14 protein-coding genes are annotated in these 15,198 nt (G+C 71.6%); 12 read left to right on the top strand and 2 right to left on the bottom strand.

Translation table 11 applies throughout. The annotated features are described in order from the left end of the window. Positions 1–78: 78 nt before the first annotated feature. Both LOC65_RS00825 and LOC65_RS00820 read left to right on the top strand, forming a co-directional pair. Complete coding sequence (locus LOC65_RS00825; RefSeq protein WP_164963240.1) at positions 79–1,605, top strand: alkaline phosphatase; 1,527 nt, start codon at positions 79–81, stop codon at positions 1,603–1,605. A gap of 66 nt (positions 1,606–1,671) precedes the next feature. Further along, positions 1,672–2,199 carry a DUF1566 domain-containing protein gene (locus LOC65_RS00820; RefSeq protein WP_230246235.1) on the top strand — a complete coding sequence of 176 codons (528 nt, stop codon included), beginning with the start codon at positions 1,672–1,674 and terminating at the stop codon, positions 2,197–2,199. Between the two features lie 13 nt (positions 2,200–2,212). On the opposite strand, the gene LOC65_RS00815 is transcribed toward LOC65_RS00820, so the two are convergent. Continuing rightward, positions 2,213–3,730: a helicase HerA-like C-terminal domain-containing protein gene (locus LOC65_RS00815; protein WP_230246233.1), complete on the bottom strand. Its 1,518-nt coding sequence runs from the start codon at positions 3,728–3,730 to the stop codon at positions 2,213–2,215. 210 nt (positions 3,731–3,940) lie between these two features. Here LOC65_RS00815 and LOC65_RS00810 point away from each other — a divergent pair, with 210 nt between their 5' ends. The 10 genes from LOC65_RS00810 to LOC65_RS00765 all read left to right on the top strand — a co-directional run bounded on the left by LOC65_RS00810 (position 3,941) and on the right by LOC65_RS00765 (position 11,949). Continuing rightward, on the top strand, positions 3,941–4,666 hold the full coding sequence (locus LOC65_RS00810; protein ID WP_009855288.1) for a YebC/PmpR family DNA-binding transcriptional regulator: 726 nt from the start codon (positions 3,941–3,943) through the stop codon (positions 4,664–4,666). After that, positions 4,663–5,916: a phosphoribosylamine--glycine ligase gene (gene purD / locus LOC65_RS00805; RefSeq protein WP_230246231.1), complete on the top strand. Its 1,254-nt coding sequence runs from the start codon at positions 4,663–4,665 to the stop codon at positions 5,914–5,916. Before LOC65_RS00810 ends, purD begins: the two co-directional genes overlap by 4 nt. After that, complete coding sequence (gene hemF / locus LOC65_RS00800) at positions 5,913–6,839, top strand: oxygen-dependent coproporphyrinogen oxidase (RefSeq protein ID WP_230246229.1); 927 nt, start codon at positions 5,913–5,915, stop codon at positions 6,837–6,839. The genes purD and hemF overlap by 4 nt, the downstream gene beginning before the upstream one ends. Then, positions 6,836–7,456 (top strand): nicotinate-nucleotide adenylyltransferase, encoded by a 621-nt coding sequence (gene nadD / locus LOC65_RS00795; protein WP_230246227.1) that lies wholly within the window; start codon positions 6,836–6,838, stop codon positions 7,454–7,456. The genes hemF and nadD overlap by 4 nt, the downstream gene beginning before the upstream one ends. Further along, on the top strand, positions 7,457–8,128 hold the full coding sequence (gene rsfS / locus LOC65_RS00790; protein WP_009855292.1) for a ribosome silencing factor: 672 nt from the start codon (positions 7,457–7,459) through the stop codon (positions 8,126–8,128). It begins immediately after the preceding gene. 1 nt (position 8,129) lies between these two features. Beyond that, positions 8,130–8,600, top strand: a complete 471-nt coding sequence (gene rlmH / locus LOC65_RS00785) for a 23S rRNA (pseudouridine(1915)-N(3))-methyltransferase RlmH (protein WP_009855293.1) — start codon at positions 8,130–8,132, stop codon at positions 8,598–8,600. A gap of 62 nt (positions 8,601–8,662) precedes the next feature. After that, entirely contained in the window at positions 8,663–9,274 is a 612-nt protein-coding gene (locus LOC65_RS00780) for a nucleoside triphosphate pyrophosphatase (RefSeq protein WP_230246225.1), read from the top strand. Between the two features lie 73 nt (positions 9,275–9,347). Then, the gene (rng, locus tag LOC65_RS00775) at positions 9,348–10,808 is read left to right on the top strand and encodes a ribonuclease G (RefSeq protein WP_009856492.1); all 1,461 of its coding nucleotides are present in this window, start codon (positions 9,348–9,350) and stop codon (positions 10,806–10,808) included. A 141-nt stretch (positions 10,809–10,949) separates the two neighbouring features. Beyond that, on the top strand, positions 10,950–11,540 hold the full coding sequence (locus tag LOC65_RS00770) for a nucleotidyltransferase domain-containing protein (protein ID WP_310733804.1): 591 nt from the start codon (positions 10,950–10,952) through the stop codon (positions 11,538–11,540). Then, the gene (locus LOC65_RS00765; RefSeq protein WP_164963246.1) at positions 11,506–11,949 is read left to right on the top strand and encodes a DNA-binding protein; all 444 of its coding nucleotides are present in this window, start codon (positions 11,506–11,508) and stop codon (positions 11,947–11,949) included. Before LOC65_RS00770 ends, LOC65_RS00765 begins: the two co-directional genes overlap by 35 nt. An 18-nt stretch (positions 11,950–11,967) precedes the next feature. On the opposite strand, the gene LOC65_RS00760 is transcribed toward LOC65_RS00765, so the two are convergent. Then, entirely contained in the window at positions 11,968–15,144 is a 3,177-nt protein-coding gene (locus LOC65_RS00760) for a DUF3427 domain-containing protein (RefSeq protein ID WP_230246223.1), read from the bottom strand. Positions 15,145–15,198 lie beyond the last annotated feature (54 nt).

Raw genomic sequence — 15,198 nt, 5'->3', positions numbered from 1 at the left:
CCGTCTCGGCGCGTGAAACGCCGCGTCACACAAGCTCCCTAAGTTCCAGGTTTCTTCAACACCTGGAACCTGGGAGCCATGTACAAGAGCCTTCAGCGGTACTCGACCCTCGCGCTCGCGGCGGCCGCGCTGTTCTCGCTTTCCGCCTGCGGCGGCGGTGACGACGACGACGGCCCGGCGTTGCCGAAGAACGTCATCGTCATGATCAGCGACGGGGCGAGCTGGAACACCTGGGAGATGGCCGCCAACTGGCAGGCCGGCGTCAAGGCCAACGACCTGCCGGCCTACGCCGCGATGCCGGTGCGCCTGGGCATGACGACCTTCCCGCTGACGACCAGCACCACCAAGACCGACACCGCCGAGACGACGCTCAGCTACGACCCGGCCAAGGCCTGGGACACCACGCTGGTGACGGCGGCGGGCTGGATCGGCGGCTCGACCGGCAACGACTACACGACCGCGATCGCCGGCTACCAGTACCTGCGCCAGAACGTCACCGACTCGGCCGCCGCCGGCACCGCGCTGGCCAGCGGCCACAAGACCTACAACAACGCGATCAACGTCGACAACTTCGGCAACCCGGTCGAGTACATCACCCAGATCGCGCGCGCGCAGGGCAAGGCCACCGGCGTCATCACCTCGGTGCCGTTCAACCACGCGACGCCGGCCGCGTTCGGCGCCCAGAACGCCTCGCGCAACGCCTACAACGCGATCGCCAAGTCGATGCTCGAGACCGGGCCGCTGGACGTGCTGATGGGCGCCGGCCACCCCGAGTACGACGACAACGGCCGCGCCTGGGCCGACATCGACCCGACCTGCGCCACCAACGCCTGCCGCGCCGCCAACAACTACATCGCCGCCACCGAGTGGCAACGCCTGAAGGCCGGCACGCTCAAGCCCGCCGGCGCCACCGCGGCCTGGAAGCTGATCGACGACAAGGCCGACTTCGAGAAGCTCGCCGCCGGCACGCTGAGCTACGACGGCCCGATCTTCGGCATCCCGCGCGTGGCCTCGACGCTGCAGCAGGCGCGCCAGGCCGCGGTCAAGGGCAACGACGCCGCGCAGCCCAGCGGCGTCGCGCTGAACACGACCGTGCCGACGCTGGAGACCATGACCAAGGCCGCGCTGGCGGCGCTGGGCAAGAACCAGAAGGGCCTGTTCCTGATGGTCGAGGGTGGTGCCGTCGACTGGGCGGCGCACGCCAACCAGACCGGCCGCATCATCGAGGAGCAGGTCGACTTCAACCGCGCGCTCGCCGCGGTCAACGCCTGGGTCGAGAAGAACAGCAACTGGAACGAGACGCTGCTGATCGTCACCACCGACCACGGCAACGCGCTGCCGCTGGGCACGGCCTCGGACAGCACCGCGTTCCAGCCGATCACCAACGCCGGTGCCGGCCAGCTGCCGCAGCTGCGCTGGTGGTCCGACAACCACACCAACGAGGTGGTGCGTGTCTGGGCGCGCGGCAAGTACGCCGAGAAGATGAACCAGTACGCCCGCGGCCGCGACGCCCAGTTCGCGGCGCGCATCGGCCACAACGCCGACGGCAGCTACATCGACAACACCGACATCTTCGGCATCGGCAAGGCGGCGCTGGGCCGCTGACGCCGCGCCGAGGCGCACCGGGCGCCCCTCGCGGGGCGCCCTTTCGTCTTTTCCACCGGGTTCCCGATGATCAGCTTCTCGACTCGCCGCCTCGCCCTGCTGGCCTTGCTGGTGGCGGCCGTCCCGGCGGCCGCCGGCCAGCTCTGCCGCGACGGCCGGCCGGCGCCTTCGGGCCTCGTCGTGCGTGGCGACGGCAGCGTCGTCGACACACAGCGCCGGCTGCAGTGGCAGCGCTGCGTGGTCGGCGTCTCCGGCCCGCGCTGCGAGCGCGACCAGGCCGAGCGGTTCCCGGCGCTGCAGGCGCTGGATTTCGTCACCACCTACAACCGCGGCGGCGGGCAGGGCGGGCACCGCGACTGGCGGCTGCCGACGCTGGCCGAGCTGCGCAGCCTGGTCGCCGCCGACTGCGTCAACCCCGCGACCGACCTCAAGCTCTTCCCGAACGCACCGCAGGCGCAGCTCTGGAGCCGCGACGTCGACGGCGGCGTGGCCGCCTACGTCGACTTCCGCGACGGCTACGCCGCCCGCGACGACATCAACCTCGCCAACCCGATCCGCCTGGTGCGCGACCTGCCGGCGCCGCGGCGGCGCTGAGCCGCCACGGCCTTCAGCGCCGCCGGCTGCCGCCGACCAGCGAACCGAGCACGCCGCGGATCAGCTCGCGGCCGACGGCCGAGCCGATGCTGCGCATCGCCGAACGTGCCGCGGCCTCGGCCAGGCCTTCGCGCTTGCCGCCGCGCGGGCCGGTGCTGCCGAACAGCGTGTCCTTGAGCCCGTCCAGCAGGCCGCCGCCTTCCGCCGGTGCCTGGGCGCCCGGCGGCAGGCCGGCGGTGGCGGCCGGGGCCGTCGTGGCGCGGCCCTTCAGCCGTTCGTAGGCCGACTCGCGGTCGACGGTCTTCTCGTAGACGCCGGCCACCAGCGAGCCGGCGATCAGCGCCTGGCGCTCGGCCGGCGTCACCGGGCCGATGCGGCTGCCCGGCGGCAGCACGAAGACGCGTTCGGTGACGCTGGGCCGACCCTTGGCGTCGAGGAAGCTGACCAGCGCCTCGCCGACACCGAGTTCGGTGATCGCCGTCGTCAGGTCGCCGAGCTTGGGGTTGGCGCGCATCGTCTCGGCCGCCGCCTTCACCGCCTTCAGGTCGCGCGGCGAGAAGGCGCGCAGCGCGTGCTGCACGCGGTTGCCGAGCTGGGCGAGCACGGTCTCGGGCACGTCCAGCGGGTTCTGGGTGACGAAATAGACGCCGACGCCCTTGCTGCGCACCAGGCGCACGACGAGCTCGATGCGCTCGACCAGCACCGCCGGCGCGTCCTTGAACAGCAGGTGCGCCTCGTCGAAGAAGAACACCAGCTTGGGCTTGTCCAGGTCGCCGACCTCGGGCAGCGCCTCGAACAGCTCCGACAGCATCCACAGCAGGAAGGTGGCGTACAGGCGCGGCGCGTTCAGCAGCTTGTCGGCGGCGAGGATGTTGACGACGCCATGGCCATCCACGGTCTGCATGAAGTCGGCGATGTCGAGCATCGGCTCGCCGAAGAAGCGGTCGCCGCCCTGTTCCTCGATCTGCAGCAGGCCGCGCTGGATGGCGCCGATGCTGGCGCTGCTGACGTTGCCGTACTCGGTGGTGAACTCGCGTGCGTTCTCGCCGACGTGCTGCAGCATCGCGCGCAGGTCCTTCATGTCCAGCAGCGCCAGGCCCTGGTCGTCGGCGATCTTGAAGACGAGGTTCAGCACGCCCTGCTGGGTCTCGTTGAGCGCCAGCATGCGCGACAGCAGCAGCGGCCCCATGTCGGAGACGGTGGCGCGCACCGGGTGGCCCTGCTCGCCGAAGACGTCCCACAGCGTCGTCGGGCAGGCGAAGGGCTCGGGCGTGTCCAGGCCGCGTTCGGCCAGCACCGCGGCGAGCTTGGGCGAGACGCTGCCGCGCTGGGTGATGCCGGTCAGGTCGCCCTTCACGTCGGCCATGAAGACCGGCACGCCGAGTTGGCTGAAGCTCTCGGCGAGCTTCTGCAGCGTGATCGTCTTGCCGGTGCCGGTGGCGCCGGTGATCAGGCCGTGGCGGTTGGCGAGCGCGGGCAGCAGCTCGCAGACGACGTCGCCGTGACGGGCGACGAGGATCGGTTCGGACATCGTGGAGCCCCCGGTTCTGGCTGTCTTGTCGAGGCGGCCGGCAGGACGCCGGCATGGGTCGCGCGAGTCTAGCGCCGGCCCCGGCGCCCGCTCTTGCGTCCGCGGGCCGGGGGCGCCCGGGGGCCACCGCTAAAATCGCGCCCTTCGCTGAGGAAGCGCGCCGACTTTCCGTCACCCCGACCCCGAACGGCGCTACAGGAGATTCCCCCCATGGCCGGACATTCCAAATGGGCCAACATCCAGCACCGCAAAGGCCGCCAGGACGAGAAGCGCGGCAAGATCTGGACGCGCGTGATCCGCGAGATCATCGTCGCCGCCCGCCAAGGCGGCGGTGACCCGAACGCCAACCCGCGGCTGCGGCTGGCGGTCGACAAGGCCAAGGCGGCCAACATGCCCGCCGACACCGTCAAGCGCAACATCGACAAGGCCACCGGCAACCTCGAAGGCGTCAACTACGAGGAGATCCGCTACGAAGGCTACGGCATCGGCGGCGCGGCGATCATCGTCGACTGCATGACCGACAACCGCGTGCGCACCGTCGCCGAGGTCCGCCACGCCTTCAGCAAGTACGGCGGCAACCTGGGCACCGAAGGCTCGGTGGCCTTCCAGTTCAAGCACTGCGGCCAGCTGATCTTCGCCCCCGGCACCAGCGAGGACGCGGTGATGGAAGCCGCGCTCGAAGCCGGCGCCGAGGACGTGGTCACCGGCGAGGACGGCTCGATCGAGGTGCTGACCTCGCCTGCCGACTTCCAGGCCGTGAAGGCCGCCCTCGAAGCCAAGGGGCTGACGGCGGAGGTCGCCGAGGTCACGATGCGCGCCGAAAACACCATCGCGCTGGCCGGCGAAGACGCCGCGCGCATGCAGAAGCTGCTGGACGTCATCGAGGACCTCGATGATGTGCAGGACGTCTTCCACAACGCGGAAATCGAAGCATGAAGGTTCTCGTGATCGGCGGCGGCGGCCGCGAGCACGCCCTGGCGTGGAAGCTCGCGCAGTCCCCGCGCGTGCAGCACGTCTACGTGGCGCCGGGCAACGGCGGCACGGCGGCGGACGCACGGCTGCGCAACGTCGCGATCACGGACCCGGCGGCGCTGGCCGACTTCGTCGTCGCCGAGAAGGTGGCGCTGACGGTCGTCGGCCCCGAGGCGCCGCTGGCCGCCGGCGTCGTCGACGTCTTCCGCGCGCGCGGGCTGCGCATCTTCGGCCCGACGCGTGCGGCGGCGCAGCTGGAAAGCTCCAAGGCCTTCGCCAAGGACTTCATGAAGCGCCACGGCATCCCGACGGCGCGCTACGAGAGCTTCACCGAAGCCGCCGCGGCGCATGCCTACGTCGATGCGCAGGGCGCGCCGATCGTCGTCAAGGCCGACGGCCTGGCGGCGGGCAAGGGTGTCGTCGTCGCGACGACGCTGGACGAGGCGCATGCCGCGATCGACACGATGCTGGGCGTGCCCGGCGGCCGGGTCGTCATCGAGGAGTTCATGGACGGCGAGGAGGCCAGCTTCATCGTCGTCGCCGACGGCACGACGGTGCTGCCGCTGGCCACCAGCCAGGACCACAAGCGCATCTTCGACGGCGACCGCGGCCCCAACACCGGCGGCATGGGCGCCTATTCGCCGGCGCCGGTGGTCACGCCCAACGTGCACGCCAAGGTGATGCAGGAGATCATCCAGCCGACGCTGGCGGGCATGGCCAAGGACGGGCATCCGTTCACCGGCTTCCTCTACGCCGGGCTGATGATCGACGCCCACGGCCAGCCGCGCACGGTGGAGTTCAACTGCCGGCTCGGCGACCCCGAGGCCGAGGTCATCCTGATGCGGCTGAAGACCGATCTGGTCGAACTGCTGCTGGCGGCCACCGAAGGCAAGCTCGCCGACGTCGCGCTGCAGTGGGACCGCCGCGTCGCGCTCGGCGTCGTGATGGCCGCCGCCGGCTACCCGGCCGAACCGCGTGCCGGCGACGTCATCAGCGGGCTGCCGGCCGAACGCGAGGACCTCGTCGTCTTCCACGCCGGCACCAAGGCCGTCGACGGCCAGACCGTCACCAGCGGCGGGCGTGTGCTGTGCGTCACCGCGCTCGGCGACTCGGTGCGGCTGGCGCAGCAGCGGGCGCTGGAAGGCGTGCACGCGATCGCCTTCGACGGCGCGCAGTGGCGCAACGACATCGGCCACCGGGCCATCCGCCATTGAACGCCGCCGTCGACACCGCGGCGATGCGCCGCTGGCTGCTGGAGCTGCAATCGCGCATCGTCGCCGCGGTCGAGGCCGAGGACGGCACGCCGTTCCTGCGTGACGCCTGGCAGCGCCCGGCCGGCGGCCGGCTCGAAGGCGACGGGCTGACCCAGCTCGTCGAAGGCGGGCCGCTGATCGAGCGCGGCGGCTGCAACTTCAGCCACGTCAAGGGCGCGGCGCTGCCGCCGACGGCCACCCAGCACCGGCCCGAGCTCGCCGGTTCGCCGTTCGAGGCGCTGGGCGTGTCGCTGGTCATGCACCCGCGCAACCCGCACGTGCCGACGACGCACATGAACGTGCGCCTGTTCGCCGCCTTCCCCGAAGGCCGCGCGCCGGTCAGCTGGTTCGGCGGCGGCATGGACCTGACGCCGTACTACGGCGTCGAGGACGACGCGCGCCACTTCCACCGCGTCTGCCGCGACGCGCTGGCACCCTTCGGCGACGACAAGTACCCGCGCTTCAAGCGCTGGTGCGACGAGTACTTCTTCCTCAAGCACCGCGACGAGCCGCGTGGCATCGGCGGCGTGTTCTTCGACGACTTCGCCGAGGGCGGCTTCGACGCCGACTTCGCGATGGTGCGTTCGGTCGGCGAGGCCTTTCTCGACGCCTGGCTGCCGATCGTGCGCCGGCGCCGCGACACGCCTTACGGCGAACGCGAACGCGACTTCCAGTGCCTGCGCCGCGGGCGTTATGTCGAGCTCAACCTCGTCTGGGACCGCGGCACGCTGTTCGGGCTGCAGAGCGGCGGGCGCACCGAGAGCATCCTGATGTCGATGCCGCCGGTCGTGCACTGGGGCTACGACGCCAAGCCCGAGCCCGGCACGCCCGAGGCGCGGCTGTACACCGACTTCCTGCGTCCGCGCGACTGGCTCGCCGAGTGAACCACGCGCCCGCGGCCGCCGGCCGCCGCATCGGCCTGTTCGGCGGCAGTTTCGACCCCGTGCACCGCGGCCACGTCGCGCTGGCGCACGAGGCGATGAAACAGCTGGCGCTGGACGGCGTGCTGTGGGTGCCGGTCGGCCAACCGTGGCAGAAGGCGAGGGCGCTGTCGGCGCCCGAGCACCGTGTCGCGATGCTGGAAGCGGCGGTCGAAGGCGAAGCGCGTTTCGCCGTTGACCGCCTCGAGATCAAGCGCCCGGGGCCCAGCTACACGCTGGACACCGTGCGCGAGCTGCAGCGGCGCGAACCCGACGTGCGTTGGGTGCTGCTGATCGGCGCCGACCAGTACGCTGGCCTGCACACCTGGAACGGCTGGCGCGAGCTGCTCGCGCGGGTCGAACTGGCCGTCGCCGCACGGCCGGGCGTCGCGCTGGTGGCCGATGCCGAGGTGGCGCGCCACCCGCACGCGCTGGCGCTGGTGCCGCTGGCGGTCGACGTGTCGGCCACCGAAATCCGCCGCCGGGCCGCCAGCGGCCTGGACATCACCGAATTGGTGCCGCCGCAGGTGGCACGCTATATTGACCAGCACGCCCTTTACCGGGCCGCATCCGGGAGCTGAATGGACATTCGCAAGCTGCAACGGGCCATCGTCGATGGCCTGGAAGACGTCAAGGCGCAGAACATCGCCGTCTTCAACACCGAGGCCCTGTCGCCGCTGTTCGAGCGCGTGATCATCGCGACGGCCACCAGCAACCGTCAGACCAAGGCGCTGGCCTCCAGCGTGCGCGAGACCGTCAAGGCCCGCGGCATGGAAGTCCTGTCCACCGAGGGCGAGGACAACGGCGAGTGGATCATCGTCGACTGCGGCCAGGCGGTGGCGCACATCATGCAGCCCGCCATCCGCGAGTACTACCACCTCGAGGAGATCTGGGGCGGCAAGGCGGTGCGCGTGAAGCTCGGCGCCACCGGCGGCGGCCTCGTCAAGGCCTCCGAGCCGATGGACGAGGCGCCGAAGAAGCCCGCAGCCAAGAAGGCGGCCAAGAAGAAGGCCGCCGACAAGGTGGCGGCGCGCCAGGCCGCACGCCCGGCGGCCAAGAAGGCGGCCGCCAAGGCGCCGGCGCGCAAGACCGCGCGCCGCGACGCCGACGCCGGCCTGCCGGTGTCGACCGTGAAGGTCGGCACGCCGAAGAAGCCGGCGGCGAAGAAGGCCGCGGCGCCGCGCAAGCCGGCCGCCAAGCCGGCCGCCAAGGCCCCGGCGCGCAAGACCGCCGCGCGCAAGACCGCACGCTGAGGTGAAGCTGCTGGTCGTGGCCGTGGGCCAGCGCCAGCCGGCCTGGGCCGACGAGGCCTGGGCCGATTTCGCCAAACGCTTCCCGCCCGAGATGCGGCTGGAGCTGAAGGCGCTGAAGGCCGAGCCGCGCACCGGCGGCAAGACCGCCGCGCAGTGCATGGCCGCCGAAGCCGCACGCTTCGAGGCCGCGCTGCCGCGTGGCGTGCGCCGCGTGATCCTCGACGAACGCGGCACGCGGCTGGACACCGTCAAGCTGGCCGAACGTGTCACCCACTGGCGTGGCGAAGGCCGCGACGTGGCCCTGCTGATCGGCGGCCCCGACGGGCTGGACCCGGCGCTGAAAGCCAGCGCCGACGAGACGCTGCGCCTGTCGGACCTGACGCTGCCGCACGCCTTCGCGCGCGTGCTGCTCGCCGAGGCGCTGTACCGCGCCTGGACGCTGGCCACCGGCCACCCCTATCACCGCGAATGACCGGCACCCTCTCCCGCGAGCGGGAGAGGGGGCAAGATGGCGGCGCACGACAGCTTTCCACGATGAACGCCACCTTCGTCTACCTCGCCTCGCAGAGCCCGCGCCGCGCTCAGCTGCTCGACCAGCTCGGCGTCGCCCACCGCCCGCTGCTGCCTGCGCCCGACGAGGACGCCGAGGCGCTGGAAGCCGAACGCGACGGCGAAGCGCCGGCCGACTACGTGCAGCGCGTGACGCTGGCCAAGCTCGACGCCGCCGTCGCGCGGCTGCACGCGCGTGCGCTGCCGCCGGCGCCCATCCTCTGCGCCGACACGACGGTGGCGCTGGGGCCGCGCATCCTCGGCAAGCCGCGCGACGCCGAAGACGCCACGGCGACGCTGCGCGCGTTGTCGGGCGGCGAGCACCACGTCTACACCGCCGTCGCAGTGGCGCACGGCGCGCAGCGCCGGCTGGCGCTGTCGGATTCGGTGGTGCGTTTCGCCGTGCTGCCCGAGGCGACGATCGGGCGCTACGTCGCGAGCGGCGAGCCCTTCGGCAAGGCCGGCTCGTATGCGATCCAGGGGCCGATCTCGGCCTGGATCGAACGCGTCGAAGGCAGCTACTCCGGTATCATGGGGCTGCCGCTGTTCGAGACGCGTGCGCTGCTGGCCGAGGCCGGCGTCGCCACCGCGCCCTGAGCGTGACGGCCAGCGCACGCTGCGCGTAGCCCCGCACACGCGGCGCCCCCGGCGTCTCGTTAGACTGCGCGCCATGGCGACGCAGGACATCCTCATCAACTGGGCACCGCAGGAAACGCGGGTCGCCATCGTCGAGAACGGCGCGGTGCAGGAGCTGCACGTCGAGCGCACGCTCGAGAGAGGGCTGGTCGGCAACGTCTACCTCGGCAAGGTGGCGCGTGTGCTGCCCGGCATGCAGAGCGCGTTCGTCGACATCGGCCTGGAGCGTGCGGCCTTCCTGCACGTGGCCGACCTGTTCGGCCACCCGACGACGCGCGGCGACGCGCCGCTGCCGCCAATCGAGCGCCACGTCTTCGAAGGCCAGACGCTGACCGTGCAGGTCATCAAGGACGCCATCGGCACCAAGGGCGCGCGGCTGTCGACGCAGATCTCGATCGCCGGGCGCATGCTGGTCTTCCTGCCGCACGACGACCACATCGGCATCTCGCAGAAGATCGGCGGCCCCGAGCTGCGCGAGCAGCTGCGTTCCCGCATGCAGGCGCTGGTCGGCGCCGATGGCGGCGGCTTCATCCTGCGCACCAACGCCGAGGAGGCGAGCGACGCCGAACTCGCCGACGACATCGCCTACCTGCGCAAGACCTGGGCGGCGATCCGCCAGCGTGCGCAGAGCAAGCCGCCGGGCACGCTGCTGCACCAGGACCTGAGCCTGGCCGAACGTGTGCTGCGCGACCTGACCACCGACGCCACGCACTCGATCCGCATCGACTCCAAGCTGCAGCACGAGGCGCTGCGTGTCTTCGGCGAGACCTACACGCCGGGCGCGGTCGGCAAGCTCGAGCACTACCGCGGCGAGCGGCCGATCTTCGACCTCTTCGGCATCGAGGAGGAGATCGCCAAGGCGCTGGCGCGGCGCGTCGACCTGAAGAGCGGCGGCTACCTGATCGTCGACCAGACCGAGGCGCTGACGACGGTGGACGTCAACACCGGCGGCTTCGTCGGCGCGCGCAACTTCGAGGACACGATCTTCAAGACCAACCTCGAGGCGGCCGGCGCCATCGCGCGCCAGCTGCGGCTGCGCAACCTGGGCGGGATCATCATCGCCGACTTCATCGACATGACGCGCGAGGACCACCAGCAGGCGGTGCTCGCCGAGCTGCGCAAGCAGCTCGCACGCGACCGCACGCGCACCACGGTCAGCGGCTTCACGCAGCTGGGGCTCGTCGAGATGACGAGGAAGCGCACGCGCGAGAGCCTGGCGCACATGCTGTGCGAACCCTGCCCGACCTGCCAGGGCCGCGGCCAGGTGAAGACCGCGCGCAGCGTCTGCTACGACATCCTGCGCGAGATCCTGCGCGAGGCGCGGCAGTTCAACCCGAAGGAATTCCGCGTCATCGCCAGCGCCGCCGTCGTCGAGATGCTGCTCGACGAGGAGAGCGGCCACATCGCCGGGCTGTCGGAGTTCATCGGCAAGCCGATCTCGCTGTCGGCCGAGGCGACGATGAACCCGGAGCAGTACGACATCGTGCTGATGTAGGCCTCCACGGGCACAGGTCGGTGTCGTTTGCCACCTGCAGTCGCCTGATGCCCCGCTTGTTTTCGGGCGGCGTGTCGTGTTGAGGTGTCTGGTAAATCGATGCAAATAAAGCGACAATTGGCGCCTTCCATGCATCAATCCTTGGCCTCCCTGCTGTTCCCCGAATACCGCCGTCGCGTGCTCGGGCTGCTGTTGTTGCGGCCGGAGGAAGCGCTGCATGGCCGGGAGGTCGCTCGCCGCACGGGCCTGCCGGCCGGCACGATCACGCGTGAGCTCACCAAGCTGGCCGAGGCGGGGCTGCTGCGGCGTGAGAAGCGCGGCAACCAGCAGGTCTACAGCGCCAACACCAGCGGCCCGATCTACGCCGAGCTGGCCAGCATCCTGCGCAAGACCTCGGGCCTGGGCGATGTGCTCTCGGCAGCGTTGGCGCCGCTGGCCGGGCGCGTGAAGCTGGCCTTTGTCTTCGGCTCGGTCGCCCGCGGGGAGGAAACGGCCGGCAGCGACATCGACGTGCTCCTGGTCGGCGATGCCGGCTTCCGAGACGTGGTCCAGGCGCTGTACCCGGCGCAGACCACCCTGGGTCGCGAGATCAACCCGAAGGTATTCGCGCTCGACGACTTTGCGGCAAGGGCTCGTTCGGAGCCGTTCCTGCGGGACGTGCTGTCGCGCCCCAAGATCTTCCTGATCGGCAACGCCGATGACCTTGAAGAACTTGCTGGGCATCAGCCTTGACGCGATCCAGCCGGACGCGGCCGCTGTCGGCAAGCTGCTGGCGGCTGCGCAGCGCAATCTGGCCGATGCGCAGCTGGCCGGCCTGAGCGCGGAGAACCGCTTCGACGCGGCCTACAAGGCCATCATGCAGCTGTCGATGGTGGCCTTGCAGGCCAACGGCTACCGCACGCTGACCAGCAAGCCCGGACACCACCAGACGGCGATCCAGACCCTCGGCACCAGCGTCGGCGTCGCGCCGGCCCAGGTCATCGTGCTCGACGCGCTGCGCAAGCAACGCAACTTGTCCGACTACTCGGGCGATCTCATCCCCGAAGCCGTGGCCACCGAGTGCCTGGCCAGCGCGAAGGCGCTGCAGGGGCACGTGCTGGCCTGGCTGAAGGCGCATCGGCCGGACCTGCTGTCGGGCTGAATACCGGGCTGCGCGTCTTCAGCTGCCCCGCAGCACGCTGAACTCCCGGAACAGCCGCGCCGGCAGCGGCCGCTGCAGCCGCCAGGTGATGCTCATCGGTCGGCTGCCCTCGGCGCCGTCGAGGGTGACGGGGCCGCAGGCGCGGTAGGGCTCGCCCTTGTGCGCCCGCACGAAGAGCTGGAAGCGCCAGCCGTTGTGCGCGCTCTCCAGGTAGCGCCGTCCGGCCGGTGTGTCGGGGCCGGCGCTGTTTTGCGACTGCCAGTGGAAACGCTCGGCGCTGATGGCGTAGTCGCGGTAGGCGATGCGGTCGTGGAAGCCCTCGCTCTTGTCGAGCGTCACGAACAGCAGCTCGGTCCGGCGCTCGGCCAGGGCCAGCACTCCGGCCTGGAAGGGCACGCGACGCTCGGCGCTCAGCCAGCCCACGGCGGTCAGGATCTCGCGGATGCCGTAGCGGGCGTGCAGCACCAGCGGCGTGTCGTCCAGGCCCGGCAGCGGCACGGCGGGCCGTGCGTTCGAGGCTTCCAGCCAGCCGCCGAGCTCGGCCAGTTCCTCGAGCACCGGCGCATGTGCCGCCAGGCGGGCGAGGAAGGTGGCGGCGTCGCCTTTCTGTTCGTGGCGGCCGTCGACCTGGTAGGCCAGCATCTGCAGCAAGGCCCGGTCGCTTGCGTCGAGCGCGTGGCGGGTGGCGTGCAGCGCGGGCAGGCGGCCGAGCAGCGTCAGCCGGGCCGGGTCGTCGATGTGCAGCAGGTCGGCCGCGCGCCGGCTGAGGTAGTCCTCCTCGGGGCCGGGCTCGCACACCAGAAGCCCGGCCTCGCGCTTCAGCGCGGTCCAGCCGCTGCGTGTGCCACCGGTGCCGGCGCGGTACACGTCTTCCAGTTCCAGCGCCTGGTCGCTCAGGAAGTTGGCCAGGCGCACGGCGCTGCGGCCGCGCAGCGCGGCGTAGGCCTGCAGCTCGGTCTTCAGTCGCCTCCAGCTCTGCTGCGTGAGCGTGCGCAGGCTGCCCAGCACCTGCTCTCGCGTCTGCTTCTGCAGGTGGATGTGGCAACCCGGCGGCAGGCTGCCGAAGCCGTGCTCCACGGCGTCGGCCAGCTCGCGCCGCGTCAGCCCGGTGATGCCCGACAGCAGCCGGTCGAAGCGGAAGTCGGCGCGGTGCTGGCCGACGAAGTCCAGCACCAGGCAGCTGTCCTTCCTCGGCGCCAGGCGCAGCCCGCGGCCCAGCTGCTGCTGGAACAGCACCGGACTCTGCGTCGGGCGCAGCAGCAGCAGGGTGTCGACCGTCGGCAGGTCCACGCCTTCGTTGTAGAGGTCCACGGTCACGAGGGCGCAGAGCTCGCCGCTGGCCAGCCGCTGCGGTGCGCGGCGGCGTTCGTCGCCCGGGGTGCTGCCGACGACGCAGGCCGCCGGCAGCCCGGCGCGGTTGAGCCGCTCGGTCATGAACTCGGCGTGCGCCACCGAGACGCAGAACACCAGCGCCCGGGACTGCCGGGGCTCGGACGCGAGCCGCATCCACTCCTTGACGACCAGCCTCGCGCGAAGGTCGTTGGCGGTGACGAGCTTGTCGATCGCGTCGCGTTCGCCAGGCAGGTCCCAGGGCACCGACGAGAAGTCGGTCTCGTCGTCGCAGGCGTAGTACTCGAACGGGGCGAGCAGCTGCAGGTCCAGTGCGTGCCACAGGCGCAGCTCCACCGCGGGGCTGCCGTCGGGGCGGTGGTCGAAGTAAGGCGCGAGCGGCTTGCCGTCGCTGCGCTCGGGCGTGGCGGTGAGGCCCAGCAGGACGGCCGGGCGGACCGTGCGCACGAAGGCGTCGAAGCGCTCGGCGGCCAGGCGATGGCACTCGTCGACCACCACGGTGTGCCAGTGCGCGGCGCCCGCCGTGGCGACGAGATCGCGGCTGCTGACGCTGTCGATCGTGGCGAACAGGTGGTCCAGCTGCCCGGGCTCGTGCGTGCCGCAGAGCAGGTCGCCGAACTCGGGGTCGCGCAGCACCTCGCGGTAGGTGCGCAGCGCCTGGCGCAGGATCTCCTCGCGGTGCGCCACGAACAGCAGCCGAGGCCGCCCGCCCAGGCGCTCGCAGCTGGCGCGGTAGTCGAACGCGGCGACCACCGTCTTGCCGGTGCCGGTGGCGGCCACCAGCAGGTTGCGCTGGCGGCCGTGCGCGCGTTCGGCCACCAGCTGCTCCAGCATCTCCTGCTGGTAGCTCTTGGGCTGCAGGTCGAAGAAGCCGACGGCCACCGGGCCGCCATCGCCCGGCCCGGCGCCCGACTCGCGCCGCAGCGCCGCGGCGAGGGCCTGGCGGTGCGTGGCGTCGTCGGGGTCGTAGCGGCGGAACTCGTTGTCCGACCACAGCGTCTCGAAGTGCGCCTCGGCGCGCGTGAACAAGGCGGCCTGCCCGCGCTGGGTGAGCTTGACGGTCCACTCCAGGCCGCCCGTCAGCGCCGCGCCGCTGAGGTTGGCGCTGCCGATGTAGGCCGAGCCGAAGCCGCTGGCGCGGTGGAACATCCAGGCCTTGGCATGCAGCCGCGTGCGGCGGCCGTCCAGTGACACGCGGACGTCGCAGCCCGGCAGGCGTGCCAACTCGTCGAGCGCGCGCAGCTCCGTGGCTCCGGTGTAGGTGGTGGTGAGGATGCGGATGCGCGGCCCGGGCGCGCCGGCGTCGCCGCCGCGGGCGGTGATCTGCTGCAGCACGTCCTGCAGCTTGCGCACGCCCGATACGGTGATGAAGCTGACCAGGATGTCGACCCGGTCGCTGGATGCCAGCTCGCGGCGCAGTTCCTGCAGCAGCGACGGCGAGCCCTTGCCGGCGGTGAACAGCCACGGCATGGCCAGACCGAGCTCGGGCGGTGTCGGGCGGGTCGGCGAGCGGTGCACGGCGCGCAGCAGCCGCGCTGGCGGCGCCAGCAGGTCGACAGCGGCGGCCGCGCCTCGGCTGGTGTTGCCCTGCAGCCGCTCGCGCAGCCAGATCAGCAGCTCGTTGACCAGCCCCAGCTGGCGTGTCGCCGCGTCTTCGCCGTCGCCGGGCAGTTCCTCCAGCAGGGCGGCGAGCTGCCGGACCAGGGCATCGGCCACGAGTTCGGCCGCATTCCCGGCCAGCGGCAGGACCTGATGCCGCGCGCCCGGGTCGGCGGCGAGCAGGCGCTCCAGGCGCTCGGTGAGCAGCAGGTCGTACAGGCCGGAGGGCAGGAGTCCCGGCGTCATCGGCCGGCACCCGGCCCGCGCAGGCCCGCGCCGATCTCCATCAGGGGCATCGTC

The sequence above is a fragment of the Rubrivivax sp. JA1055 genome, from assembly GCF_020966565.1.
Lineage (GTDB): Bacteria > Pseudomonadota > Gammaproteobacteria > Burkholderiales > Burkholderiaceae_C > Rubrivivax > Rubrivivax benzoatilyticus.
This window is presented reverse-complemented; position numbering and strand designations above follow the sequence as displayed.

Coding starts and splice junctions, on each gene's coding strand:
- LOC65_RS00820 (WP_230246235.1), top strand. CDS start 1,672: ATGATCAGCTTCTCGACTCGCCGCCTCGCCCTGCTGGCCTTGCTGGTG.
- LOC65_RS00815 (WP_230246233.1), bottom strand. CDS start 3,730: ATGTCCGAACCGATCCTCGTCGCCCGTCACGGCGACGTCGTCTGCGAG.
- purD (WP_230246231.1), top strand. CDS start 4,663: ATGAAGGTTCTCGTGATCGGCGGCGGCGGCCGCGAGCACGCCCTGGCG.
- LOC65_RS00760 (WP_230246223.1), bottom strand. CDS start 15,144: ATGACGCCGGGACTCCTGCCCTCCGGCCTGTACGACCTGCTGCTCACC.
- LOC65_RS00765 (WP_164963246.1), top strand. CDS start 11,506: ATGACCTTGAAGAACTTGCTGGGCATCAGCCTTGACGCGATCCAGCCG.
- rsfS (WP_009855292.1), top strand. CDS start 7,457: ATGGACATTCGCAAGCTGCAACGGGCCATCGTCGATGGCCTGGAAGAC.
- LOC65_RS00780 (WP_230246225.1), top strand. CDS start 8,663: ATGAACGCCACCTTCGTCTACCTCGCCTCGCAGAGCCCGCGCCGCGCT.
- LOC65_RS00825 (WP_164963240.1), top strand. CDS start 79: ATGTACAAGAGCCTTCAGCGGTACTCGACCCTCGCGCTCGCGGCGGCC.
- rng (WP_009856492.1), top strand. CDS start 9,348: ATGGCGACGCAGGACATCCTCATCAACTGGGCACCGCAGGAAACGCGG.
- LOC65_RS00810 (WP_009855288.1), top strand. CDS start 3,941: ATGGCCGGACATTCCAAATGGGCCAACATCCAGCACCGCAAAGGCCGC.